Below are 21,362 nucleotides of genomic sequence, written 5' to 3'. Positions count from 1 at the left end.
ATTCGGTTCATCCAGGGCGTTTTCTACCAGACCCGTCAGCGAAGACAAACAAAACCTCGCGAGGTTTCGGAAAGCCCGAGACAGCCCAGCCGGACCCAAACCCATGCGTCGCCTCATTCTTCGTTCCTTTGTCGCTTTTTCCTTCGGTCTCATCGCCTCTCTGTCCGCTTCGGCGCCCGTTCATGCCCAGGGCGCGAAAGGGCCGAGCGGCCTGCCGCTGCCGCGCTTCGTCAGCCTCAAGTCGAAGAAGGTCAACATCCGCATCGGTCCGAGCACCGATTATGCGGTCTCCTGGATGTATATGAAATCCGGAACCCCGATGGAGATCATCCAGGAATACGAGAACTGGCGGCGCGTTCGCGATGCGGACGGCACCGAAGGCTGGGTGAACCAGGCGCTGCTTTCGGGCGAACGCACGGCGGTTGCCGCGCCGTGGATGCGCGGCAAGGGCAAGGACATCTACGTCAACATGCGCCGCGATCCGCAAAACAGCGCCCCCGTCGTCGCCAAGCTGGAGCCGGGCGTCGTCTTCAAGATCGACGAATGCAACGGCGACTGGTGCCGTGCGGAAGCGAGCGGCGCTGAGGGCTGGGTTGCGCAAGCCGAGGTCTGGGGCGCCTATCCGGGCGAAGCCTTCAAATAAGGCCTTCGCGCTTCGCAGCCTCCTTCAGCGATGCCATCGGGCGCGGACCGATCTGCTGAATGACGATCGCCGCGGCCAGGCAGCCGAGTTTGCCGCAATCCTCAAGCGAACGGCCCTGCGTATAGCCGAACAGGAAACCTGCGGCGAAAAGATCGCCCGCCCCGGTCGTGTCGACCAGTTCCTCGATCGGATAGGCAGGCACCCGAACCCGTTCCTCGCCGCGAATGATGATCGCGCCCTCCTCGCTCATCGTGACGGCCGCTAGCCTGCAATCCTGGCCGATCTTCCTCAGCGCCAGCTCGAAATCGTCGGTCTCGTAAAGCGAGAGCGCCTCGTGCCGGTTGGCGAACACGATATCGACCGTGCCGGAGCGCATCAGGTCGAGGAATTCGGCACGGTAGCGGTCGACGCAGAAGGGATCGGAGAGCGTCATGGACACTTCGCGGCCATGGGCGTGGGCGATGCGGGCGGATTCACGGATCGCCTCCTTGGCGCGCGGCGGGTCCCAGAGATAGCCTTCGAAATAGGTGACCTTGGCTTCCGCGACGACATCCTCCTCGACATGTTCCGGACCGAGATCGACACAGGCGCCGAGATAGGTGTTCATCGAACGCTCGCCGTCCGGCGTCACGAAGATCATCGAACGGGCGGTCGGCGGGTTGGTGCCTTCCGGCCGCGTCTGATAATGCACGCCCTGGGCACGGATATCATGCTGGAAAATCTCACCGAGCTGGTCTTCCGCGACCTTGCCGAAATAGGCCGCCTTGCCGCCGAAACCGGCAATGCCGGCCGCCGTGTTGCCGGCCGAACCACCCGAGGCTTCCACGGCCGGGCCCATCTTGGAATAAAGGAGCTCAGCGCGTTCGGCATCGATCAGGTTCATCGCACCCTTGTTGATTGCGTTCTCGCTCAAAAAGCTGTCTTCGCAGCGGGCGAGAATATCCACGATGGCGTTGCCGATGGCGAGCACGTCGAATTTGGGCATCCGGTCTTGATCCTCTCGAATAGGTTTGAGGAGAAAACCGGTATTCGGGTTTTGATCCGATTGGAAGCGGAAATAAGGGCAATGCCTGCAAAACAGGGGCCTCTGCCGGCCGTCATTTCGCTGTCACGATCCGAGGTTATACACTTTACCGATCCGGTTGTGTTGCCGACCACGGATGAACTGGCGGCTGACCACCGGGTGCCTGGACGAGACCAGGTGGGAAAGCGGGGAACAGCCCCGCTTTTTTGTTGGCCGGATCGCCACGTTCCCCGCTCGAGAAGGTCTCTTTTGCAGCAAGCGCATTTGTCGTCGCCCCCGACATGCGCTAGACGCATGCAAAGCCCTTATCGAAAGCCTGCCTCCCGTGTCCTCCGTCTTCGTGAACGTCGTGCCCGTCTTCATCCTGATCCTGATCGGCTGGATGACAGCCAAGACCGGGATATTGAAGGAGGAGACCGGCGACGCGCTCGGCGAATTCGTTTTCAAGATCGCCGTGCCGATGCTGATCTTCCGGACGCTGGCGGACGCGCATTTCGAGGGCGCCTCTCCGTTCCGGCTCTGGACGGCCTATTTCCTCGGCGTTGCGATCACCTGGGGGACAGGCCATCTCATCGCCACGCATATATTTCGGCGGGACGCAAAAATCGGCGTCATCGCCGGCATGTCCGCCTCGTTCGCCAACAACGTCTTCATCGGTCTGCCGCTGGTTGCCCATATCGTGGGAAAGGACGGACTGGTCGCAATTTCCATCCTGCTCGCCATCCACTTGCCGCTGATGATGGTGGCGGGCACGATCCTCATGGAAGGCGCCACCTCGAAGGTAGAGGGCGGAGGGAAACGCAGCCTTCCGGCCATCCTGAAACAGGTCGGCTCCAATCTCGCCCGCAACCCGCTCGTCCTTGCGCTGATCGTCGGTCTGATCTTCAATTTCCTGGGGCTGCACCTGACCCCCGCCCTCGCCACCGTCGTCGATCAGCTCTCGGCGGCCGCAAGTCCGGTGGCGCTGCTGTCGATCGGCATGGCATTGACAAGATATCCGATCCGGGGCGACATCGGCCTTTCGGGGACTGCGGCAGTGCTCAAGCTCATCTTGCTGCCGGCAGTCGTCTTCCTGATGAGCCATCTCCTCGGCCTTCCCGGGGACTGGACGGCGGCTCTCGTCCTGACCTCTTCGGTACCGACCGGAATCAACGCCTGGCTGATCGCGCAGCGCTTCCGCTCGGGCCATAGCCTCGCAGCATCGGTGATCAGCATCACCACCGCCTTCGGCGTCTTCACCGTCGGCTTCTGGGCCTGGCTTCTGAGCTGAGCGATCGCAACCCGCATCCGCCAGAAACAAAAATGCCCGGTCGAAAGCCGGGCATTTCCGCTTGAGATGTTCCGAACCGCGATCAGTTCGTCGCCGGCGGGGCCGGCTCGGCTGCAGCCGGATCCGGAAGCGGAACCGGGCTGTCGGCCTGTTCGCGGATATAGGCGATCAGGTTGGCGCGCTCGGTGTCGTTCTTCAAACCGGCAAAGCCCATGGCGGTGCCCTTCACGAAAGCCTTGGGGGCGGTCAGGAAGTGGTTCAGGTTGTCAAAGGTCCACTTTTCCTCGCCACCCTTGGAAAATTCCTTCATGCCTGCGGAATAGGCGAAGCCTTCATGCGCGGCGACCGGGCGATCGACGAGGCTCCAGAGATCCGGGCCGACCTTGTTCGGGCCGCCCTTTTCGATCGAATGACAGCTCTGACACTTCTTGAAGACGGTCGCGCCGGCAGCCGCATCGGCACTGGCAAGAAGCTGAGCGATCGGAACCGCCGCCGGGGCTGCCTCACCCCCTGCACCGGCGGCGGGCTCCTCAGCCGCAACGATCGCAAAACCTTCCTTCTCGGGAGCTTCCGAATGGAAGATGCCTTCCGAGGCAATCGACACCGACATCATGACGAAGACCGTAGCAAGCAGGGCGCCTGCCGCCATGTTTACATAGGGGTTCATCCGCAACCGCTCCTTCGCAACCGCCTGTCACACCGCCGTCACAGGGCGGGCATCTTGAAATTGCGCGGAACCTATGTCTTTTGCATTGTTGTTGCAACACGATAATCGTTCCGCGCGTGAGACTTTTTGACACTGTACAGGCGGGAATAGAAGGGTCTCTCCATGAAGAACACGGCTTTCGACCGGACGCTGGTGCTGATCCCGGCCCGAATGGCCTCGACGCGGCTGCCGGGGAAACCTCTGGCTGATATTGCCGGCCTGCCGATGATCGTCCAGGTAGCAAAACGCGCCCAGGAAGCCGAGGCAGGCCGAATCATCGTCGCAGTCGACCACCAGGACGTCCATGACGCCGTGGCGGCGGCAGGGTTCGACGTGGTGATGACCCGGCAGGACCACCAATCCGGCTCCGACCGCATTTTCGAGGCGGTGCAGAAAGCCGATCCGGACGCCCGGATGGACTTTGTCATCAACGTGCAAGGCGACCTGCCGACGATCGAGCCGGAGGCGGTGCGCGCCTCTCTACGCCCGCTCGAAAACCCCTCGACCGATATCGCGACGCTCGCCGTCGAGATCACCGACGAACACGAAAAGACCAACCCTAACGTGGTCAAGATCGTCGGCTCGCCGCTTTCCGCCACACGATTGAAGGCGCTTTACTTCACCCGCGCGACCGCGCCCTACGGCAACGGCCCGCTCTATCACCACATCGGCCTCTATGCTTATCGCCGGGCAGCGCTCGAAAAGTTCGTCTCGCTCGGGCCTTCCGTGCTCGAAAAGCGCGAATCGCTTGAACAGCTCCGGGCGCTGGAAGCGGGCATGCGCATCGACGCCGAGATCGTTGACTCGGTGCCGCTCGGTGTCGATACTCCCGCCGACCTTGAAAAGGCCCGCGCAATCCTTTCCGCCCGTGCCTCCTAACGGATGTTTCCCATGAACGCTCTCACCAATCGCATCGCCTTCCAGGGCGACTTCGGCGCCAATTCCGACATGGCCTGCCGCGACATGTTCCAGACCATGGAGCCGCTGCCCTGCCCGACCTTCGAGGATGCCTTCCAGGCGCTCGAAAGCGGCGATGCCGATCTCGCGATGATCCCGATCGAGAACACGATCGCCGGCCGCGTCGCCGACATCCATCACCTTCTGCCGGAATCGCGGCTGCACATCATCGGCGAGTACTTCATGCCGATTCGCTTCCAGCTCATGGTGTTGCCCGGCGTGAAACGCGAGGAGATCCGCACCGTCCACAGCCATATCCATGCGCTCGGCCAGTGCCGCAAGATCATCCGGTCGAACGGCTGGAAGGCGGTCGTCGCAGGCGATACGGCCGGCTCGGCAAAGATGGTGGCGGAAAAGGGCGACCGGACGATGGCGGCGCTCGCCCCACGTCTTGCCGCCGATCTCTATGGCCTCGAAATCCTGGCGGAGAACGTCGAGGACCGGGACGACAACGTCACCCGTTTCGTGGTGCTCTCGCGCGACGAGAAATGGGTGCAGCGCAGCCAGCCTTCGGACGTGATCGTCACCACGTTCGTCTTCAATGTCCGCAACATTCCGGCCGCGCTCTACAAGGCGATGGGCGGGTTTGCGACCAACGGCATCAACATGACGAAGCTGGAAAGCTACCAGCTCGGCGGCAAGTTCGTGGCGACGCAGTTCTATGCGGATATCGAGGGCCATCCGGACGATCCGCCGGTGCGCCGCGCACTGGAGGAACTGCGGTTCTTCTCCGAAAAAGTGCGGATTCTTGGGACCTACAAGGGCCACCCCATGCGCGGGGCGCTGCAGAAGGGGTAAGGAATGGTCAGGCAAAGCCGGAGCAATCGATTCACCGGATCGGCTGCTCAGGCTTTGCCTGACCGCTCCTCACCCCACTCGATCCAGTCGCGCAGCAGGCGATGGGCGATCGCCCCCCTGACCGGCGCGAAATAGGGACTGTCCGGTCCGGCATCCAGCATGGCGGCGGCCTCGGCACGCCCGAACCAGCGGACGTCCTGCATTTCCTGCGGGTCGATCCTGATCTCGGTGGATATCGCCTCGGCATAACAACCGATCATCAGCGAATGCGGCATGGGCCAGGGCTGCGAGGCGTGATAGCGCACGCGGCCGATCTCGATGCCGGATTCCTCAAGGGTCTCGCGGCGCACGGCGTTCTCGATCGTCTCTCCAGGCTCCACGAAGCCGGCAAGGCAGGAATACATGCCCTCCTGGAAATGATGGCTGCGGCCGAGCAGGCAGCGGTCGCGCTCGACATCGACTGCCAGCATGATCACCACCGGATCGGTGCGCGGAAACATCTGATGCTGGCAGTTGGTGCAGAGGCGCTTGTAGCCGCCGATCTTCATTTCGGTCGGAGAACCGCACCGGCCGCAGAATTTGTTGGCGGCGTTCCAGTTCAAAAGCGCGACGGCCTGGGCGATCTCGCCCTGCAGTTCGCCTTCGATCAGCGAATCACGGAACAGCGCACGCGCCTCCGTCGGCTTGTACTGGCTTGCCAATTCCTCCGCGGGAATGAGGACGGGCACGGCGATGCGCGGCTCGCCGTTTTCCTTGTAGCCGAGCAGGATGGCGTTGTCGAAATCGGGATTCAGTTCGGCAAGCTCATAGGGCGCGAAGAGCGGATCAAGGATCTGACCGTCATGCTTCAGGATCAGCCGACTGCCGGTGAATGCGAAGATATGCATGCCCTCGACCGCAAGCGCCTTCTCGAGGCAATCGTCCTCACGGTACTCGGCCTGCCGGTCCAGCTTGTTGCCGGAAAAGGCAGTAAGATCGCTGGGCTCTGGATGGGGGGCGTCCGTCTCGAAAAGGGTCTTGGTCATGATCAGAGGGCTTCAACGAGTTTCTTGAGGAAATCCTGCTTCCGTTGTTCGTCATAGGGGACCGGCTGACCGAAGCCCCAGATGGGACCGGGCCAGTTCGGATCACCCTCGAACCGGGCGATAATATGCACATGCAGTTGGCGGACGATATTGCCGAGCGCACCGACATTGACCTTGGTCGCGCCGGTCGCCTTCTTCAGCGCCGCCCCCACCATGTTCGTCTCGAAGGTCAAAAGCGCCTGGTCGAGCGGCGTCAGATCGAAGATCTCGGTCATGCCGCCCCGCTGCGGCACCAGCATCAGCCAGGGCCAGCGGCTGTCCTTCAGGATGCGCAGCTGACACAGGCCGAGCACCGTCACCAGGTCGGAATCCCGAGCGAGCCTCTCGTCCAGTTCGAAATCGCTCAAGCTTTTCCTCCTGTGTTTTTGTAATCGATAGCAGTTTTTTACAGGGTTGGCTTGCATTTGGAAGCGTTATTGCCGATATGTGCGGCGGGAGGTTGGTGGTGGACGAGCCACTCGCCAACCGGGTCAGGTCCGGAAGGAAGCAGCCCTAACGAGCCCGGCACGGGTCGCCGTGCCAGCCTCCCACCTCAATACGTGACACCATCTTGGTCAGCTTCCGGTCCGGTCAAGTGGCTGGAATGGCCCGCGCAGGCTGGCAGGACTGAATGAGCGATACCGGGCCCACACAGACGAGCACCCCCACTTCCAGCATCTCTGGCGGCAACGGATACCGGGTGCTTGCCCGCAAATACCGCCCCAAGGATTTTTCCGACCTGATGGTCGGCCAGGAGCCGATGGTGAGAACGCTCACCAACGCCTTCGAAACCGGCCGCATCGCGCAGGCCTATATGCTGACCGGGGTGCGCGGGGTCGGCAAGACGACGACCGCCCGCATCCTTGCCCGCGCCCTGAACTACAAGACGCCCGAGATCGACAAGCCGACCATCGACCTGCGCATCCCCGGCGAGCACTGCCAGGCGATCATGGAAGGCAGGCATGTGGACGTCATCGAAATGGACGCCGCCTCGCATACCGGCATCGACGACATCCGCGAGATCATCGAGCAGGTGCGCTACCGTCCGGTCTCGGCGCGCTACAAGGTCTATATCATCGATGAAGTGCACATGCTCTCGACGCAGGCTTTCAACGGCCTCCTGAAGACGCTCGAAGAGCCGCCGGAGCATGTGAAGTTCATTTTCGCGACGACCGAAATCCGCAAGGTTCCGATCACCGTCCTCTCCCGCTGCCAGCGTTTCGACCTGCGCCGCATCAGCTCCGCCGACCTCGTCGGCCTGTTCACGACCATCCTTGAGAAGGAAGGCATTCCGGCCGAGCCGGAAGCGCTTGCGATGATCGCCCGCGCGGCTGAAGGGTCTGCCCGCGACGGGCTTTCGCTGCTCGACCAGTCGATCGCCCATGGCGGCGGAAGCGTGCTGGCCGAGACCGTGCGCGGCATGCTGGGGCTCGCCGACCGCGCCCGCATCGTCGATCTCTTCGAGCATATCGTGCGCGGCGACGTGAAAGCGGCGCTCTCGGAATTCGGCGCGCAATACGAGGCCGGCGCCAATCCGGTCGTCGTGCTGACCGACCTTGCCGATTTCACCCATCTCGTCACCCGCTTCAAATACATTCCCGATGCGGCGAACGACCCTTCCCTCAGCGAGGTGGAGCGCGTGCGCGGCCGGGAATTCGCCGACAGCGTTGCCGTCAGCACGCTGTCGCGCATCTGGCAGATGCTGCTCAAGGGCATTCCGGAAGCGGAAAACTCCTCGCGGCCCGCCGGTGCTGCCGAAATGGTGCTGATCCGGCTCACCCATGCCGCCCATCTTCCCTCGCCGGAGGACGCCGCGCGCCGGCTTGCCGATTTCTCCAATGGCGATGGCCAGCGTCCTGTCCCGTCATCCAACAATGGCGGCGGCCGGCCGGTCTCGCCGCCACCGTCGCCGGTCAATGCTCGCGGCACCGAAATGCCGGCGCCACGCGTTCCGGTCGAAGTTTCAGGGCGGGGGCCGACCGCCCTGCTGCAGGCCGTGCCGAACCCGGAGCCGCACGAGATGCCGGTGGGTCGCGCGGAGGAGCACCCGGCCGAAAAGCCGGTGCCGAAAGTGCCGGTCAACTCGCTCTCGGACATCGCCGATCTCTGCTCGAAAAATCGCGACCCGAAGCTGAAAGCCCTGCTCAGAAATTTCGTCCGGCTCGTGAAGCTGGAGCCCGGGCGGCTGGAGATCAACCTCTCCGGCGATGCGCCGCGCTCGCTGGTGAACGATCTGCAGCGCCGGCTGGAAGAATGGACCGACATCCGCTGGATGGTGATCCTGTCCCGTGAAGCGGGCGAGGCCACGCTGGTCGAAGCGGACAACACCGCCCGCGAGGCAAGGCTGACCGATGCCCGCGCCGATCCGGACGTGGCGGCGATCCTCGCCCAATTCCCGGGCGCCAAGATCACCGACGTGCGCATCCGCGCCGCGGAGGAAGAAACCGAAACCGAGGAAGTGCCGGCGCCGGCAGCGGCGGAATCCGAAGAGGGCGATATCCTGCCCGGCGACGACATCGTACTATAAGGAAGAGGACAGAAAAGATGCGCGACATCATGGGCATGATGGGCAAGGTCAAGGAAATGCAGGCCAAGATGGAGAAGATGCAGGCGGATATCGCCGCCCTCGACGTCGAGGGCACCTCCGGCGGCGGCCTCGTGACCGTGCGGCTCAACGGCAAGGGCGAGATGCTCGGCCTCAAGATCGACCCTTCGCTCTTCAAGGAAGACGATGTCGAAATTCTCGAAGACCTGATCGTCGCGGCCCACAAGGCGGCCAAGGAACGCGCCGAAGCGATCGCCGCCGAAAAGACCAAGGAACTGACCGCCGGCCTGCCGATCCCGCCCGGTATGAAGCTGCCGTTTTGATTACGCTATCCGACGGAATGGGGAGGTTCCGATGACGCTCACATCGATACTCGTCTTTGCGGCTGCACTGTTCGTCGCGGCCGGTTCGCCCGGTCCCAGCATCGCCGCGCTTGTCGCCCGCGTGCTATCCAAGGGCTATCGCGACGTGCTGCCGTTTCTGGCGGCAATGTGGGTGGGTGAAGCCGTGTGGCTGTCGTTTGCGGTCGCGGGTCTTGCGGCGATCGCCGAAAGCTTTCACCTCGTCTTCATGGCGATCAAATGGATCGGCGTCGCCTATCTGCTCTACCTCGCCTGGAAGATGTGGTTCGCCGAGCCTGCCGGTCCCGGCGAAGATCTGCCGGAAAGCCGCTCGGCGTTGAAGATGTTCTTCGCGGGGCTCACCGTGACGCTCGGCAATCCGAAGATCATGATGTTCTACGTGGCGCTCCTGCCCTCGATCATCGATCTCGGCGGGGTGACACTGACCGGCTGGCTGGAACTGGTCGCCGCCATGTTCGTCGTGCTGGTCGTGGTCGATCTCGCCTGGGTTCTGCTCGCCGCCAAGGCGCGGCAGTTCCTCAAAAGCCCGCGGGCGGTGCGGATTGCCAACCGCTTTTCGGCCGGCACTATGGCGGGCGCGGCGGCAGCGATCGCGGCACGCTAGAAGTTATACCTGACGCCGATGACGTTGGCGTTGGACCCACCATGCATGTCGCCCAGGGTTCCCCAGGCACCCGAACGGTGGTGCAGGCGCCAGAACACCTCGAATTCCGGCCGGGAGACGGCGCTGAAGCTCAGTTCGGGGCCGAGATAGAAGAGCGTGCCGGCATCGCCGTTACGCTCCTTCTCGTTGTTGCGTTCTCGCCCCTCCATCGTCTCGGTCACATGGCTCAAGCCGAAGCTGAAGGACGGAATGATCCGAAGCGTATTGGCTATTTCGATGGCATCGTAACGGCCGACCACGCCGGCCCATATCTCGGCATTGGTGTTGCCACCGAACCTTCCGGCAAGCCCCGCTTCAAGACCGAGCTTCACCGAACCTATGCTATAGGGGAAAAACTGGTAACCGAGACCGAAGACCGGATGATCCTCGTAACCGACGCCGAACGGATTGGCCGATTCCGCCATGTTACCGTTCACCATGGCACCGCCGAAGACAAAGACAGAATGGTCGGGACCGGTTTCAGCCTCCTGGGCGAACACGGCGCCTACCGCAGTGATCTGCACGATCAGCGCGCCGGAAAAAAGACCGAGGGAGATGCGTCTCAAAAACCTCATACAAAGTTCCGCATAGCCGTCAATCAATCGGTATAGGGCCTGCCAAGCACGCGGCCACATCACCAACCATCACGGTTTCGTGAGGTTGTCTCTATGTCAAGCTCACCTCGGCCCCTCTTTTTGGGGTCGACTTTGGCTCTGCACGCGTCGCGTGCCGCGAGAAGTTTTGCACTGGATAGCCGCTCAACGTTTCCGTTTGCCTAACGGATGGGCTAAAGGGAAAACATGGCAAAGCGAGTCACCGGCCCCGAAATCGAAAAACTCATCCAGCTTCTGGCGAAGGTTCCGGGCCTGGGCCCCCGCTCCGCGCGCCGGGCGGCACTGCACCTCATCAAGAAGAAGGAGCAGCTTCTCGGTCCGCTGTCGCATGCCATGGGCGAAGCCTATGACAAGGTGAAGGTCTGCTCGCGCTGCGGCAATGTCGATACCGTCGATCCCTGCACCGTCTGCACCGATATCCGCCGCGACCAGTCGGTTGTGATCGTCGTCGAGGACGTTTCCGACCTCTGGGCGCTGGAACGGGCGGGCGCGATGAACGCCGCCTATCACGTGCTCGGCGGCACGCTCTCCCCGCTCGACGGCATCGGTCCGGACGACCTGAACATCCGCGGGCTGATCGACCGAGTGAACGAAGGCGGAATCCGCGAGATCATCATCGCGGTCAACGCCACCGTCGAAGGCCAGACGACGGCGCATTACATCACCGATCAGCTTTCCGGCATCGACGTGAAGATCACCCGGCTGGCGCATGGCGTGCCCGTCGGCGGGGAGCTCGACTATCTCGACGAGGGGACGCTGACGGCCGCCTTGAGGGCGCGGACGGCGATATAGGGGAGATTCGGATGAAGTCCTTCCCCTTTCGTCCCGTGGTTGGAGTTTTGAGGAGGATAACGTTGAGCAAGTCAAAGGGGAGTGTTTTCAGACGCGTCGCTGCATTGATTTTCGCGACAATGACAACGCTCCTATCCCTCCCCGCACTCGCCCAGAACAAGCCGGACGTGGAAAGACAGTTCCAGCGGTGGATTGCCAATGACCTCGGTCCGGCAGCCAAGAAGGCGGGGATTTCGGACAGAACGCTGAAGGCCGCCTTCCAGGGCGTGACGCTCAACTGGAGCCTGCCCGACCTCGTGCCGCCGGGTACCAAGCCGCCGAAGCAGCAGGACCAGAGCCAGGCGGAATTCTCCTCGCCCGGCGCCTATTTTTCGGAAAAGCGGCTGCAGGGGCTAGCCGCGACCGGCCGGGGGCTCGCCGCCACCCATGCCGCAACGCTGAAGAAAATCGAAGCGGCCTATGGCGTGCCGGGCGAGATCGTCGTGGCTATCTGGGGCCGCGAGTCCGGCTTCGGAAGAGCGAAACTGCCCTATTCCGCGGTGCAGGTGCTCGCCACCAAAGCCTTCATGTCGACGCGCAAGGAGATGTTCCGCACGGAGCTCATCGCGGCGCTGACGATGATCGAGCGGGGCGATGTCGATGCGGCTGCCATGAAAGGATCGTGGGCCGGCGCGCTCGGCCAGCCGCAGTTCATGCCGTCGAGCTATCTCAAATATGCCGTCGACTTCGACCGGGACGGGCATCCGGATATCTGGAATTCGGTGCCGGATTCGCTCGCCTCAATCGCGCATTACCTGCAGAAGGAAGGCTGGCAACGCGGACGCGACTGGGGTTTCGAGGTCAGCATCCCTTCCTACGTCGCCTGCGCGCAGGAGGGACCGGACCTCGCCAAGCCCATCTCGGACTGGGCGGCGGCGGGCATCACCCGCATTTCCGGCAAAGCCTTCCCCAGCGCCGACCTCAAGGCGGACGGCATGATGCTGGTTCCCGCCGGCCGGCACGGGCCGGAATTCCTCGTCACGCCGAATTTCTACGTGCTCAAGCAATACAACAATTCCGATCTCTATGCGCTGTTCATCGGCAACCTCGCGGACCGCATCGCCCATGGTGCAGGGCCGTTCCAGGCGAACTGGGGGGACGTCGGAAAGATGCTGCGCTCCGATATCCTGGCCATGCAGAAGGCGCTGGTCTCGAAGGGCTACGACGTCGGAAATGTCGATGGTCTGCCGGGCTACAAGACGCGCCGTTCGCTCGGCGACTGGCAGGCGAAGAACGGGCTTGCGCCGACGTGCTTCCCCGATCCGTCGCTCAAGGGAAAGATCCGGTAGGAGCGAGCGGCGACGACCATCAGTGATGAAGGTCCACATGCGACTTGTGGAAGACATGGTCGCTGGTCGGTATCGCTTGCCGCTCGATCATACGGTGGACGCGCGGCCCTTCCTCGCCTCTGTGGAGCGCGCGGATCGCATCCCAAGCCTCCGCATCCGCCTGGGTGCGGCGCTGGTTGTGGCGCACGTAATCCGCCCAGGTCGCCGTATGATAGGTCTCGGTCCAGATTTCCGGATGTTCGAGATCGCGCATCAGCGCCCATTGCCGCGCACCGTCACGAATGCGAATGCGGCGGCGCTTCGACATCAGCATCAGGAATTCCGGGATATCCTCATCCGCGATGATGTAATCGACCATATTGACGATCGGTCCGCTGCGCGGCTGGAGGTCGAGCTTCAGGAGCGGTTCGTTGAACCGGTTGAGCGGATCGAGATTGAGATCGCCGAATTGCGGCAGCGGCAGGCGAAAGCCGATCAGCGCTCCCACCAGCATCGCCAGGCTGGACAGCGTCAGGGCGACGGAGACACCGAACCCATCCGAAAGAACGCCCCATAGCCAGCTTCCTCCGGCAATGCCGCCGAAGGTCGCCGTCTGATAAAAGGAAAGCGCCCGACCGACGACCCAGCGCGGCGTCGAAAGCTGCACCGTCGTGTTGAACAGCGACAGCGCCAGAACCCAACAGGCTCCGGGCACGAGCAGCACGATCGCCGTCAATACGGTGCTGGAACTCATGCCTATGACCGCAGCGCTCGCGGCAAAGCCGACGAGCGACAGGCGGACGATGGATTCGCTGGAGAAAGTCTCGCGGAGCCTGGAATTGCTGATCGCGCCGGCGATCGCCCCCACCCCGAAGGCACCGAGCATGATGCCGTAGGTAAGCGGACCGCCGGACACGAGGTCGCGCGCAACGATCGGCAGAAGGGCCAGGATGGCGCTTGCCGAAAGGCCGAAGACCAGGCCGCGGAGCAGCACGTTGAGGATGTTCGGCGACATGGCCACATAGCCAAGTCCGGCCGAAAGCGCGCGCAGGAGCGTCTCGCGCGGCAGGGTGCTGTCGCGTTTTTCCGGTTTCCAGCGGAAGAGCGCATAGATGAGCGCGAAATAACAGAGGGAATTGACCGCGAAGGCAGCGGCAGCGCCTGCCGCAGCGACGATCGCGCCGCCGATCGCCGGGCCGAGGCTGCGGGTGATGTTGAAGCCGACGCTGTTGATCGACACGGCCGCCGGCAGAACCTCGCGGGGCACCATGTCCCCCACCGATGCCTGCCAGGAAGGATTGTTGAGCGCCACGCCGCAACCGACCAGAAAGGTGAATGCCAGAAGCAGCCAGGGCGTCAGCAGATCGAGATAGGCAAAGGCGGTCAGCGTCGCCGAGACGACCAGCATGAATATCTGCGCCGTCAGCATGAGGCTGCGCCGGTTGAAACTGTCGGCGAGCGCGCCCGCGATCAGCGAGAACAGCATGATGGGTGCCGCGGTCGAAGCCTGGACCAGCGCGACCATATCCTCGGAAGCGGAAATCGAGGTCATCATCCAGGCGGCGCCGACGGCCTGGATGAGGCTGCCGAAGTTGGACGCAAGGCTGGCGGTCCATATCGTCCTGAAGGTTTGGTGCCGGAAGGGAGCCAGGGTCGATATCCGATCGGGCACTTTTCGTCCTCGTTCTTTCATGCGTCGCTAGAAACGGTTATAGACTGGACACATCCAAATTCCAGCGGCCTGGATCAAAGAAAGAGGCAAGTCTTGCAATCCAGGGCCCATGAGCGTATATGCAGGCCATATTCTTGATCGTCCGATGAAGAGTGGGCCCGACCGGACCCGCTCTTTTTTGTTAGGCGATCGCTCCAAATCCGAAATCCGGCGAAGCCGGTTTCGGGCAATGATTGCCGGAGAGCTTATGCCGCAAACCGAAACCGAGCCGCGTCTCATCATCGAGACCGGGCTCGACCTCAGGATCGCCGAAATCATCGAACCGGTGCTGACCGCCATGGATTACCGGCTGGTGCGGGTGCGCATGCTGAACCAGAACGGCCTGACTTTGCAGGTCATGGCCGAGCGCAACGACGGAACCATGGATGTCGAGGGTTGCGAGGCCGTTTCAATGGCCATTTCGCCCGTTCTTGATGTGGAAGATCCGATCGATAAAGCGTATCATCTGGAAGTGTCCTCGCCGGGCATCGACCGCCCGATGGTCCGCAAGTCGGACTTCTTCCGCTGGAAGGGCCACGTGGTCAAATGCGAAACGTCGATCATGATCGACAACCGCAAGCGGTTCCGCGGCAGGATTACGGAAGCGGATACGGAAGGTTTCACGATCGAGCGGGACCAGGTCGCCTATGGCGAGGAACCGCGGGTGACGATCCCCTTTTCGGCGCTGGCCGAGGCAAAGCTCATCCTGACCGACGATCTGATCCGCGACGCGCTTCGGGCCGACAAGCTCGCCAAGGCCGAGGCCGCGAACCAGAACGACGAAGACGACGAATAACCGAACGAGAGACAAAGGCCTTTCCAGGAAGAGGCCCAACCTTTCCACCTACGGAGACCAACGACAATGGCAGTGAGTGCGAACCGGCTTGAACTTCTGCAGATCGCGGATGCAGTGGCGCGCGAAAAGGTCATCGACCGCGAGATCGTGCTGGCCGCGATGGCCGACGCCATCCAGAAGGCCGCCCGCTCCCGCTACGGCTCGGAAACCAACATCCGCGCCGACATCAATTCGAAGACCGGCGAAATCCGCCTGCAGCGCCTGCTGGAAGTGGTGGAAGCCGCCGAGGACTATGGCACCCAGATCCCGCTGGCGCTTGCCCGCGACCGCAATCCCGACGCCAAGATCGGCGACTTCATCGCCGACCCGCTGCCGCCGATGGATTTCGGCCGCATCGCCGCCCAGTCGGCCAAGCAGGTGATCGTGCAGAAGGTGCGCGAAGCCGAGCGCGATCGCCAGTTCGATGAATTCAAGGACCGCGTCGGCGAGATCGTCAACGGCACCGTCAAGCGCGTCGAATACGGCAACGTCATCGTCGACCTCGGCCGCGGCGAAGGCATCATCCGCCGCGACGAGATGATCCCGCGCGAGAACATGCGCTACGGCGACCGCGTCCGCGCCTATGTCTACGACGTCCGTCGCGAGCAGCGCGGCCCGCAGATCTTCCTGTCGCGCACGCATCCGCAGTTCATGGTGAAGCTCTTCACGATGGAAGTGCCGGAAATCTACGACGGCATCATCCAGATCAAGTCCGTCGCCCGCGATCCGGGCTCCCGCGCCAAGATCGCCGTCATCTCGAACGACTCTTCGATCGATCCGGTCGGTGCCTGCGTCGGCATGCGCGGCTCCCGCGTCCAGGCCGTGGTCGGCGAACTGCAGGGCGAAAAGATCGACATCATTCCCTGGTCCCAGGACCCGGCGTCGTTCATCGTCAACGCGCTGCAACCGGCCGAAGTCGCCAAGGTGGTTCTCGACGAGGACGCCGAGCGCATCGAAGTGGTGGTTCCAGACGAACAGCTCTCGCTCGCGATCGGCCGCCGCGGCCAGAACGTCCGTCTCGCTTCCCAGCTCACCGGCTGGGACATCGACATCATGACGGAGCAGGAAGAATCCGAACGCCGCCAAAAGGAGTTCAACGAGCGCACCGCCCTCTTCATGGAAGCCCTCGACGTCGATGAAATGATCGGCCAGGTGCTCGCCTCCGAGGGCTTCGCCCAGGTCGAGGAACTGGCTTACGTCGAACTCGACGAAATCTCCTCGATCGAAGGTTTCGACGAGGACACGGCGAACGAAATCCAGACCCGCGCCCGCGAATACCTGGAACGCATCGAGGCCGAGAACGATGCCAAGCGCAAGGAGCTCGGCGTGTCCGACGAACTGCGCCAGATCAACGGCATCACCGCCCAGATGATGGTCGCGCTCGGCGAGGACGGCATCAAGACGGTCGAGGATTTCGCCGGCTGCGCCGCCGACGACCTCGTCGGCTGGACCGAACGCAAGGACGGCGAGACGAAGAAGTTCGAAGGCCTTTTCTCGAAGTTCGACGTTTCCCGTGTCGAGGCCGAGAACATGATCGTTCAGGCCCGCCTGCTTGCAGGCTGGATCACGGAAGAGGACCTCATCAAGGATGCGGCCGAGCCGGAAGCCGAGGAGGCGGACGCCGCAGAGCAGGAATGATCCCGCTCGGAAAAGAGCAGGAAAGCGACGATGACCGGGCGGATGACATCGTGAACGACCGCACCTGCATCGTAACCCGCGAGAGCGGATCGCCGGAAACGCTGATCCGCTTCGTGGCCGCTCCGGACGGGCGCGTGGTGCCCGACCTCAGGCGGCAGCTTCCCGGCCGTGGCTGCTGGATCAAGGCGGAACGGGCGCTTGTCGACCGGGCCGTTCAGAAGAAGCTCTTCGCCCGGGCGCTCAAGACCGAGGCGAAGGCGGATGCCGATCTCGGCGCGCTCGTCGACCGGCTGCTGGCAGCCGATCTCGTGGGCATGATGAACCTGGCCCGCAAGGCCGGCCAGTTCATCTCCGGCGCCATGAAAGTGGATGCCGCCGTACGCTCCGGCGCGGCACTTGCCGTCTTCCATGCGGCCGATGCGGCTGCCGACGGCGTCAGAAAAATAGACCAGGCCCGCAAGGCCTGGAAGCTCGGCAGCCAAGCCGAGGAAGACATTCCGTCCTTTTCGCTCTTCACGGGCAAGGAATTGGACGAAGTGATGGGCCAGAATGCTTTTATCCATGCTTGCGCGCTTGCAGGGCAGGCGGGTGAGGGTGTAGTGAAGCGCGCAACCATGCTCGAAAAGTACCGCGGTGTCGGTCAATCCGGAGCAGACGGCGGCGCTGGCCGGCCAGAACAATGATACGGTCACCGGCTGACGCCGGCCGCCGTACCGGATATTTGTATACTATTGACGGGATCTGATGGTCGCCATCCGTTCCCGTCCGAAGGAACAGGAACGGAATGACCGATAATAAAGACGACAAGACACTCGGCGTTAAGAAGACCCTCACCCTGAAACCGTCCGGGGTAAGCCAGGGTACTGTGCGCCAGGATATGGGTCGCGGTCGCACCAAGGCGGTCGTGGTCGAGACGCGCAAGCGCCGGCCGATCCGCCCGGAAGACGAAAAGCCGGCTTTCACGCCGGCAGCCCCGACCCAACGGCCGGTGGAGGCCGCGCAGCCGGCGCAACAGCGCCCGCAGGTTGCCAACCCGCAGCCGCGGATCCATCAGCCGGCATCGCAGGGCCAGCGTCCGCTCCCCCCTCAGAGCCAGCGTCCCTCTGCAGGTCCGTCAGCCCCGCCGCCGCGCCAGCCGCAGCGGCCGACCGTGCTGCACGACCTCTCCGCCGGAGAAATGGAAGCGCGTCGCAGGGCATTGATCGAAGCCCAGGCACGTGAGGCCGAGGAAGCCAAGCGCCGGGTCGAGGAAGAGGCGCGCCGCAAGGCCGAGGAAGAACGCCGCAAGGTCGAGGAAGCCGCGGAAGCTGCCCGTCGGGCCGAAGAAGCGAAAGCAGAACCCGCCAAGGAAGAACCTGCGCCGACCGAAGCTCCGGCACCTGCGGTTGCCGAAAAGCCGGCCGAACGCGCAGCCACTCCGGCCACGGCTCGTCCGCAGGACGCACGCCCGCAACCACCTCGCCCCTCGACGACGACGCCCTTGGCTACACCGGTTGCCGGCCGTGGCCGCAAGGTCAATGAGGACGAGGAGGAAGAGCGCGGTCCGGCCCGCAGCGGCGCACCCGGCCGCGGCCGCGTGGCTGTCCCGGCGCCCGCCAAGGTTCCGGCCCGTCCGAAAGGCGAAGAGGACCGCCGCCGCGGCAAACTCACCATCACCACGGTGAGCGGTGACGACGACGAGGGCAGCTCCCGCGGCCGTTCGCTCGCCGCCATCCGCCGCCGGCAGGAGAAATTCCGCCGCAGCCAGATGCAGGAGCCGCGCGAAAAGGTCATGCGCGAAGTCATCCTGCCGGAGACCATCACCATTCAGGAACTGTCCCAGCGCATGTCCGAACGCGCCGTCGACGTCATCAAGTTCCTGATGAAGGAAGGACAGATGATGAAGCCGGGCGACGTCATCGACGCCGACCTCGCCGAACTCATCGCCGGTGAATTCGGCCATACCGTCAAGCGCGTTTCGGAATCGGACATCGAAGAAGGCATCTTCAACATCGCCGACGACGAAGGCGAAATGCTGCCGCGCCCGCCGGTCGTCACCATCATGGGTCACGTCGACCACGGCAAGACCTCGCTGCTCGACGCCATCCGCCACGCCAACGTGGTGGCCGGCGAAGCCGGCGGCATCACCCAGCATATCGGTGCCTATCAGGTCGAGCAGAACGGCCAGAAGATCACCTTCATCGATACGCCCGGCCACGCGGCCTTCACCGCGATGCGTGCCCGCGGCGCGCAGGCGACCGATATCGCGATCCTCGTGGTCGCGGCCGACGACAGCGTGATGCCGCAGACGATCGAATCGATCAACCATGCCAAGGCGGCGGGCGTGCCGATCATCGTGGCGATCAACAAGATCGACAAACCGACGGCCAATCCGCAGAAAGTGCGCACCGAACTGCTCCAGCACGAGGTTTTCGTGGAATCCATGGGCGGCGAAGTGCTCGATGTGGAAGTTTCGGCCAAGAACGGCACGAATCTCGACAAGCTCCTTGAGGCGATCCTGCTGCAGGCCGAAATCCTCGATCTCAAGGCCAATCCTAACCGGACGGCCGAAGGCACGGTGATCGAAGCCCAGCTCGACCGCGGCCGCGGCTCGGTCGCGACCGTCCTTGTTCAGAAGGGCACGCTGAAGCCCGGCCAGATCATCGTCGCCGGCGACCAGTGGGGCCGCGTGCGCGCGCTCGTCAACGACAAGGGCGAACACGTCAAGGAAGCCGGTCCCGCGATGCCCGTGGAGGTGCTCGGCCTTTCCGGCACGCCGGCTGCCGGCGACAAGTTCGCCGTGGTCGAGAGCGAAAGCCGTGCGCGCGAGATTTCCGAATATCGCCAGCGGCTTGCCCGCGACAAGGCGGCCGCCCGCCAATCCGGCTCGCGTGGTTCGCTCGAGCAGATGATGACGCAGCTCCAGAGCTCCGGCATGAAGGAATTCCCGCTGGTCATCAAGGGCGACGTGCAGGGCTCGATCGAAGCCATCATCGGTGCGCTCGACAAGCTCGGCACAGACGAGGTCCGCGCCCGCATCGTGCATTCGGGTGCCGGCGGCATCACCGAGTCGGATATCTCGCTTGCCGAGGCTTCCAATGCGGCGATCATCGGCTTCAACGTCCGCGCCAATGCGCAGGCACGCGCCTTCGCCGAGCGTTCGGGCACCGAGATCCGCTACTACAACATCATCTACGATCTGGTGGATGACGTGAAGGCGGCGATGTCGGGCCTGCTCTCGCCGGAGCGGCGCGAGACCTTCCTCGGCAATGCCGAAATCCTGGAAGTGTTCAACATCACCAAGGTCGGCAAGGTCGCGGGCTGCCGCGTCACGGAAGGCAAAGTCGAGCGCGGTGCCGGCGTGCGCCTCATCCGCGACAACGTCGTCATCCACGAAGGCAAGCTCAAGACGCTCAAGCGCTTCAAGGACGAAGTCTCCGAAGTGCCGGTCGGCCAGGAATGCGGCATGGCCTTCGAGAACTATGAAGACATCCGCGCCGGCGACATCATCGAGTGCTTCCGCGTGGAGCACGTCACGCGCACGCTTTAAGCGCTGCCTCAATAATGTTAGGAACCGCCGGGAAGAGATTCCCGGCGGTTTTATTTTGGGAGGAAGACATGCCAGTTTCATTCGACCTGACGGGCAAGACGGCGATCGTCACCGGCGCCAATACCGGTCTCGGCCAGGCCATTGCCGTGGCGCTGGCGCAAGCAGGCGCCGACGTGGCGCTGGTCGGCCGTTCCTCCATGGCCGAGACGGAAGCGGCGATCAGTGCTGCCGGCGGGCGCAGCCTTTCGATCCAAGCGGACCTCTCGACGCTGGAGCCGATCGACCGCGTCATCGAGGAAACCCTCGGCTGGACGGGACGGGCCGACATCCTCGTCAACAATGCCGGCATCATCCGCCGGGCCGATGCGATCGACTTCACCGAGGCCGACTGGGACGCGGTGATGGACGTCAACCTCAAGACGGTCTTCTTTCTCTCCCAGGCCTTTGCGCGCCAGTTGATCACCTCGGGCAAGGGCGGCAAGATCATCAACATCGCCTCGCTCCTCTCCTTCCAGGGCGGCATCCGCATTCCCTCCTATACCGCCTCGAAGAGCGGTCTTGCCGGGCTCACCCGGCTGCTTGCCTGCGAATGGGCGGGCAAGGGCATCAACGTCAACGCCATCGCGCCGGGCTATTTTTCCACCAACAATACCGAGGCGCTGCGCAACGATCCCGACCGCAACGCGGCGATCCTCGGCCGCATCCCGGCCGGCCATTGGGGTCAGCCGGAAGAGCTTGGCGGCGCAGCCGTCTTTCTCGCAGCGCCAGCCTCGGACTATATCCATGGCATTGTGCTGCCGGTCGACGGCGGCTGGCTTGCCAGATAGTTTCGCCCATTGCGAAGGCAGAAGGCCTGGAACCCATGCGCCCCGACGCATGGCAATCGCGGTGTAAGGCGAATTTGATCGGCATTCCCAAGATTTA

20 protein-coding genes and 1 other RNA gene are annotated in these 21,362 nt (G+C 63.3%); 15 read left to right on the top strand and 6 right to left on the bottom strand.

What is annotated here, in order from left to right; translation table 11 throughout:
* Nucleotides 1–103 precede the first annotated feature (103 nt).
* Nucleotides 104–643: an SH3 domain-containing protein gene (locus ACMGE0_RS15945; protein ID WP_436816851.1), complete on the top strand. Its 540-nt coding sequence runs from the start codon at nt 104–106 to the stop codon at nt 641–643.
* Here ACMGE0_RS15945 and ACMGE0_RS15940 read toward each other — a convergent pair.
* Nucleotides 636–1,628, bottom strand: a complete 993-nt coding sequence (locus ACMGE0_RS15940; protein ID WP_436816850.1) for an adenosine kinase — start codon at nt 1,626–1,628, stop codon at nt 636–638. The genes ACMGE0_RS15945 and ACMGE0_RS15940 overlap by 8 nt on opposite strands.
* A gap of 364 nt (nt 1,629–1,992) precedes the next feature.
* On the opposite strand from ACMGE0_RS15940, the gene ACMGE0_RS15935 reads away from it, so the two are divergent.
* Entirely contained in the window at nt 1,993–2,937 is a 945-nt protein-coding gene (locus tag ACMGE0_RS15935) for an AEC family transporter (protein ID WP_436816849.1), read from the top strand.
* Between the two features lie 82 nt (nt 2,938–3,019).
* Here ACMGE0_RS15935 and ACMGE0_RS15930 read toward each other — a convergent pair whose 3' ends face one another.
* On the bottom strand, nt 3,020–3,604 hold the full coding sequence (locus ACMGE0_RS15930) for a c-type cytochrome (RefSeq protein ID WP_436816848.1): 585 nt from the start codon (nt 3,602–3,604) through the stop codon (nt 3,020–3,022).
* A 162-nt stretch (nt 3,605–3,766) separates the two neighbouring features.
* On the opposite strand from ACMGE0_RS15930, the gene ACMGE0_RS15925 reads away from it, so the two are divergent.
* Together ACMGE0_RS15925 and ACMGE0_RS15920 are read left to right on the top strand one after the other, a co-directional pair.
* Complete coding sequence (locus tag ACMGE0_RS15925) at nt 3,767–4,522, top strand: 3-deoxy-manno-octulosonate cytidylyltransferase (RefSeq protein ID WP_436816847.1); 756 nt, start codon at nt 3,767–3,769, stop codon at nt 4,520–4,522.
* A 12-nt stretch (nt 4,523–4,534) separates the two neighbouring features.
* Nucleotides 4,535–5,398, top strand: a complete 864-nt coding sequence (locus ACMGE0_RS15920; RefSeq protein ID WP_436816846.1) for a prephenate dehydratase — start codon at nt 4,535–4,537, stop codon at nt 5,396–5,398.
* A gap of 47 nt (nt 5,399–5,445) precedes the next feature.
* Here ACMGE0_RS15920 and nudC read toward each other — a convergent pair whose 3' ends face one another.
* Both nudC and ACMGE0_RS15910 read right to left on the bottom strand, forming a co-directional pair.
* Nucleotides 5,446–6,423: an NAD(+) diphosphatase gene (gene nudC / locus ACMGE0_RS15915; RefSeq protein ID WP_436816845.1), complete on the bottom strand. Its 978-nt coding sequence runs from the start codon at nt 6,421–6,423 to the stop codon at nt 5,446–5,448.
* Nucleotides 6,424–6,425: 2 nt separating this feature from the next.
* Nucleotides 6,426–6,887: an HIT family protein gene (locus tag ACMGE0_RS15910; RefSeq protein ID WP_436816844.1), complete on the bottom strand. Its 462-nt coding sequence runs from the start codon at nt 6,885–6,887 to the stop codon at nt 6,426–6,428.
* Between the two features lie 30 nt (nt 6,888–6,917).
* Here ACMGE0_RS15910 and ffs point away from each other — a divergent pair.
* The 4 genes from ffs to ACMGE0_RS15890 all read left to right on the top strand — a co-directional run bounded on the left by ffs (nt 6,918) and on the right by ACMGE0_RS15890 (nt 9,973).
* An RNA gene (gene ffs, locus ACMGE0_RS15905) (signal recognition particle sRNA small type) lies at nt 6,918–7,014 on the top strand.
* Between the two features lie 79 nt (nt 7,015–7,093).
* Nucleotides 7,094–8,989 carry a DNA polymerase III subunit gamma/tau gene (locus ACMGE0_RS15900; protein ID WP_436816843.1) on the top strand — a complete coding sequence of 632 codons (1,896 nt, stop codon included), beginning with the start codon at nt 7,094–7,096 and terminating at the stop codon, nt 8,987–8,989.
* Nucleotides 8,990–9,006: 17 nt separating this feature from the next.
* Nucleotides 9,007–9,330, top strand: a complete 324-nt coding sequence (locus ACMGE0_RS15895; protein WP_436816842.1) for a YbaB/EbfC family nucleoid-associated protein — start codon at nt 9,007–9,009, stop codon at nt 9,328–9,330.
* Between the two features lie 31 nt (nt 9,331–9,361).
* Nucleotides 9,362–9,973, top strand: a complete 612-nt coding sequence (locus ACMGE0_RS15890) for a LysE family translocator (RefSeq protein ID WP_436816841.1) — start codon at nt 9,362–9,364, stop codon at nt 9,971–9,973.
* On the opposite strand, the gene ACMGE0_RS15885 is transcribed toward ACMGE0_RS15890, so the two are convergent.
* On the bottom strand, nt 9,970–10,587 hold the full coding sequence (locus ACMGE0_RS15885; RefSeq protein WP_436816840.1) for a hypothetical protein: 618 nt from the start codon (nt 10,585–10,587) through the stop codon (nt 9,970–9,972). The genes ACMGE0_RS15890 and ACMGE0_RS15885 overlap by 4 nt on opposite strands.
* Nucleotides 10,588–10,812: 225 nt before the next feature.
* Here ACMGE0_RS15885 and recR point away from each other — a divergent pair, with 225 nt between their 5' ends.
* Nucleotides 10,813–11,418 (top strand): recombination mediator RecR, encoded by a 606-nt coding sequence (gene recR, locus ACMGE0_RS15880; protein ID WP_085421897.1) that lies wholly within the window; start codon nt 10,813–10,815, stop codon nt 11,416–11,418.
* A gap of 119 nt (nt 11,419–11,537) precedes the next feature.
* Nucleotides 11,538–12,746, top strand: coding sequence for a lytic murein transglycosylase (locus ACMGE0_RS15875; protein WP_436816839.1), 1,209 nt, complete (start codon nt 11,538–11,540; stop codon nt 12,744–12,746).
* 19 nt (nt 12,747–12,765) lie between these two features.
* Here ACMGE0_RS15875 and ACMGE0_RS15870 read toward each other — a convergent pair whose 3' ends face one another.
* A complete protein-coding gene (locus ACMGE0_RS15870; RefSeq protein ID WP_436816838.1) occupies nt 12,766–14,418 on the bottom strand; it encodes an MFS transporter in 1,653 nt (550 codons plus the stop codon).
* A 226-nt stretch (nt 14,419–14,644) separates the two neighbouring features.
* Here ACMGE0_RS15870 and rimP point away from each other — a divergent pair, with 226 nt between their 5' ends.
* From rimP to kduD, 5 genes are all read left to right on the top strand, one after another.
* On the top strand, nt 14,645–15,232 hold the full coding sequence (gene rimP, locus ACMGE0_RS15865) for a ribosome maturation factor RimP (protein ID WP_436816837.1): 588 nt from the start codon (nt 14,645–14,647) through the stop codon (nt 15,230–15,232).
* 66 nt (nt 15,233–15,298) lie between these two features.
* A complete protein-coding gene (nusA, locus tag ACMGE0_RS15860) occupies nt 15,299–16,909 on the top strand; it encodes a transcription termination factor NusA (protein WP_436816836.1) in 1,611 nt (536 codons plus the stop codon).
* Complete coding sequence (locus ACMGE0_RS15855; protein WP_436816835.1) at nt 16,906–17,592, top strand: RNA-binding protein; 687 nt, start codon at nt 16,906–16,908, stop codon at nt 17,590–17,592. Before nusA ends, ACMGE0_RS15855 begins: the two co-directional genes overlap by 4 nt.
* A gap of 101 nt (nt 17,593–17,693) precedes the next feature.
* The gene (gene infB / locus ACMGE0_RS15850) at nt 17,694–20,438 is read left to right on the top strand and encodes a translation initiation factor IF-2 (protein WP_436816834.1); all 2,745 of its coding nucleotides are present in this window, start codon (nt 17,694–17,696) and stop codon (nt 20,436–20,438) included.
* 68 nt (nt 20,439–20,506) lie between these two features.
* Nucleotides 20,507–21,265, top strand: a complete 759-nt coding sequence (gene kduD / locus ACMGE0_RS15845; RefSeq protein WP_436816833.1) for a 2-dehydro-3-deoxy-D-gluconate 5-dehydrogenase KduD — start codon at nt 20,507–20,509, stop codon at nt 21,263–21,265.
* Nucleotides 21,266–21,362 lie beyond the last annotated feature (97 nt).

The organism is Neorhizobium descurainiae, assembly GCF_051400715.1.
Taxonomy (GTDB): Bacteria; Pseudomonadota; Alphaproteobacteria; order Rhizobiales; family Rhizobiaceae; genus Neorhizobium.
The sequence above is the reverse complement of the archived record's forward strand: the minus strand, read 5'-3'. Positions and strand labels throughout refer to the sequence as shown.

Bases quoted from the DNA above. Each gene is read 5' to 3' on its own strand.
- ACMGE0_RS15940 (WP_436816850.1), bottom strand. From the start codon at position 1,628: ATGCCCAAATTCGACGTGCTCGCCATCGGCAACGCCATCGTGGATATT.
- infB (WP_436816834.1), top strand. From the start codon at position 17,694: ATGACCGATAATAAAGACGACAAGACACTCGGCGTTAAGAAGACCCTC.
- ACMGE0_RS15925 (WP_436816847.1), top strand. From the start codon at position 3,767: ATGAAGAACACGGCTTTCGACCGGACGCTGGTGCTGATCCCGGCCCGA.
- ACMGE0_RS15895 (WP_436816842.1), top strand. From the start codon at position 9,007: ATGCGCGACATCATGGGCATGATGGGCAAGGTCAAGGAAATGCAGGCC.
- nudC (WP_436816845.1), bottom strand. From the start codon at position 6,423: ATGACCAAGACCCTTTTCGAGACGGACGCCCCCCATCCAGAGCCCAGC.
- ACMGE0_RS15875 (WP_436816839.1), top strand. From the start codon at position 11,538: ATGACAACGCTCCTATCCCTCCCCGCACTCGCCCAGAACAAGCCGGAC.
- ACMGE0_RS15900 (WP_436816843.1), top strand. From the start codon at position 7,094: ATGAGCGATACCGGGCCCACACAGACGAGCACCCCCACTTCCAGCATC.
- ACMGE0_RS15855 (WP_436816835.1), top strand. From the start codon at position 16,906: ATGATCCCGCTCGGAAAAGAGCAGGAAAGCGACGATGACCGGGCGGAT.
- nusA (WP_436816836.1), top strand. From the start codon at position 15,299: ATGGCAGTGAGTGCGAACCGGCTTGAACTTCTGCAGATCGCGGATGCA.
- recR (WP_085421897.1), top strand. From the start codon at position 10,813: ATGGCAAAGCGAGTCACCGGCCCCGAAATCGAAAAACTCATCCAGCTT.
- rimP (WP_436816837.1), top strand. From the start codon at position 14,645: ATGCCGCAAACCGAAACCGAGCCGCGTCTCATCATCGAGACCGGGCTC.
- ACMGE0_RS15885 (WP_436816840.1), bottom strand. From the start codon at position 10,587: ATGAGGTTTTTGAGACGCATCTCCCTCGGTCTTTTTTCCGGCGCGCTG.
- ACMGE0_RS15920 (WP_436816846.1), top strand. From the start codon at position 4,535: ATGAACGCTCTCACCAATCGCATCGCCTTCCAGGGCGACTTCGGCGCC.
- kduD (WP_436816833.1), top strand. From the start codon at position 20,507: ATGCCAGTTTCATTCGACCTGACGGGCAAGACGGCGATCGTCACCGGC.
- ACMGE0_RS15930 (WP_436816848.1), bottom strand. From the start codon at position 3,604: ATGAACCCCTATGTAAACATGGCGGCAGGCGCCCTGCTTGCTACGGTC.
- ACMGE0_RS15910 (WP_436816844.1), bottom strand. From the start codon at position 6,887: ATGCAAGCCAACCCTGTAAAAAACTGCTATCGATTACAAAAACACAGG.
- ACMGE0_RS15890 (WP_436816841.1), top strand. From the start codon at position 9,362: ATGACGCTCACATCGATACTCGTCTTTGCGGCTGCACTGTTCGTCGCG.
- ACMGE0_RS15945 (WP_436816851.1), top strand. From the start codon at position 104: ATGCGTCGCCTCATTCTTCGTTCCTTTGTCGCTTTTTCCTTCGGTCTC.
- ACMGE0_RS15870 (WP_436816838.1), bottom strand. From the start codon at position 14,418: ATGAAAGAACGAGGACGAAAAGTGCCCGATCGGATATCGACCCTGGCT.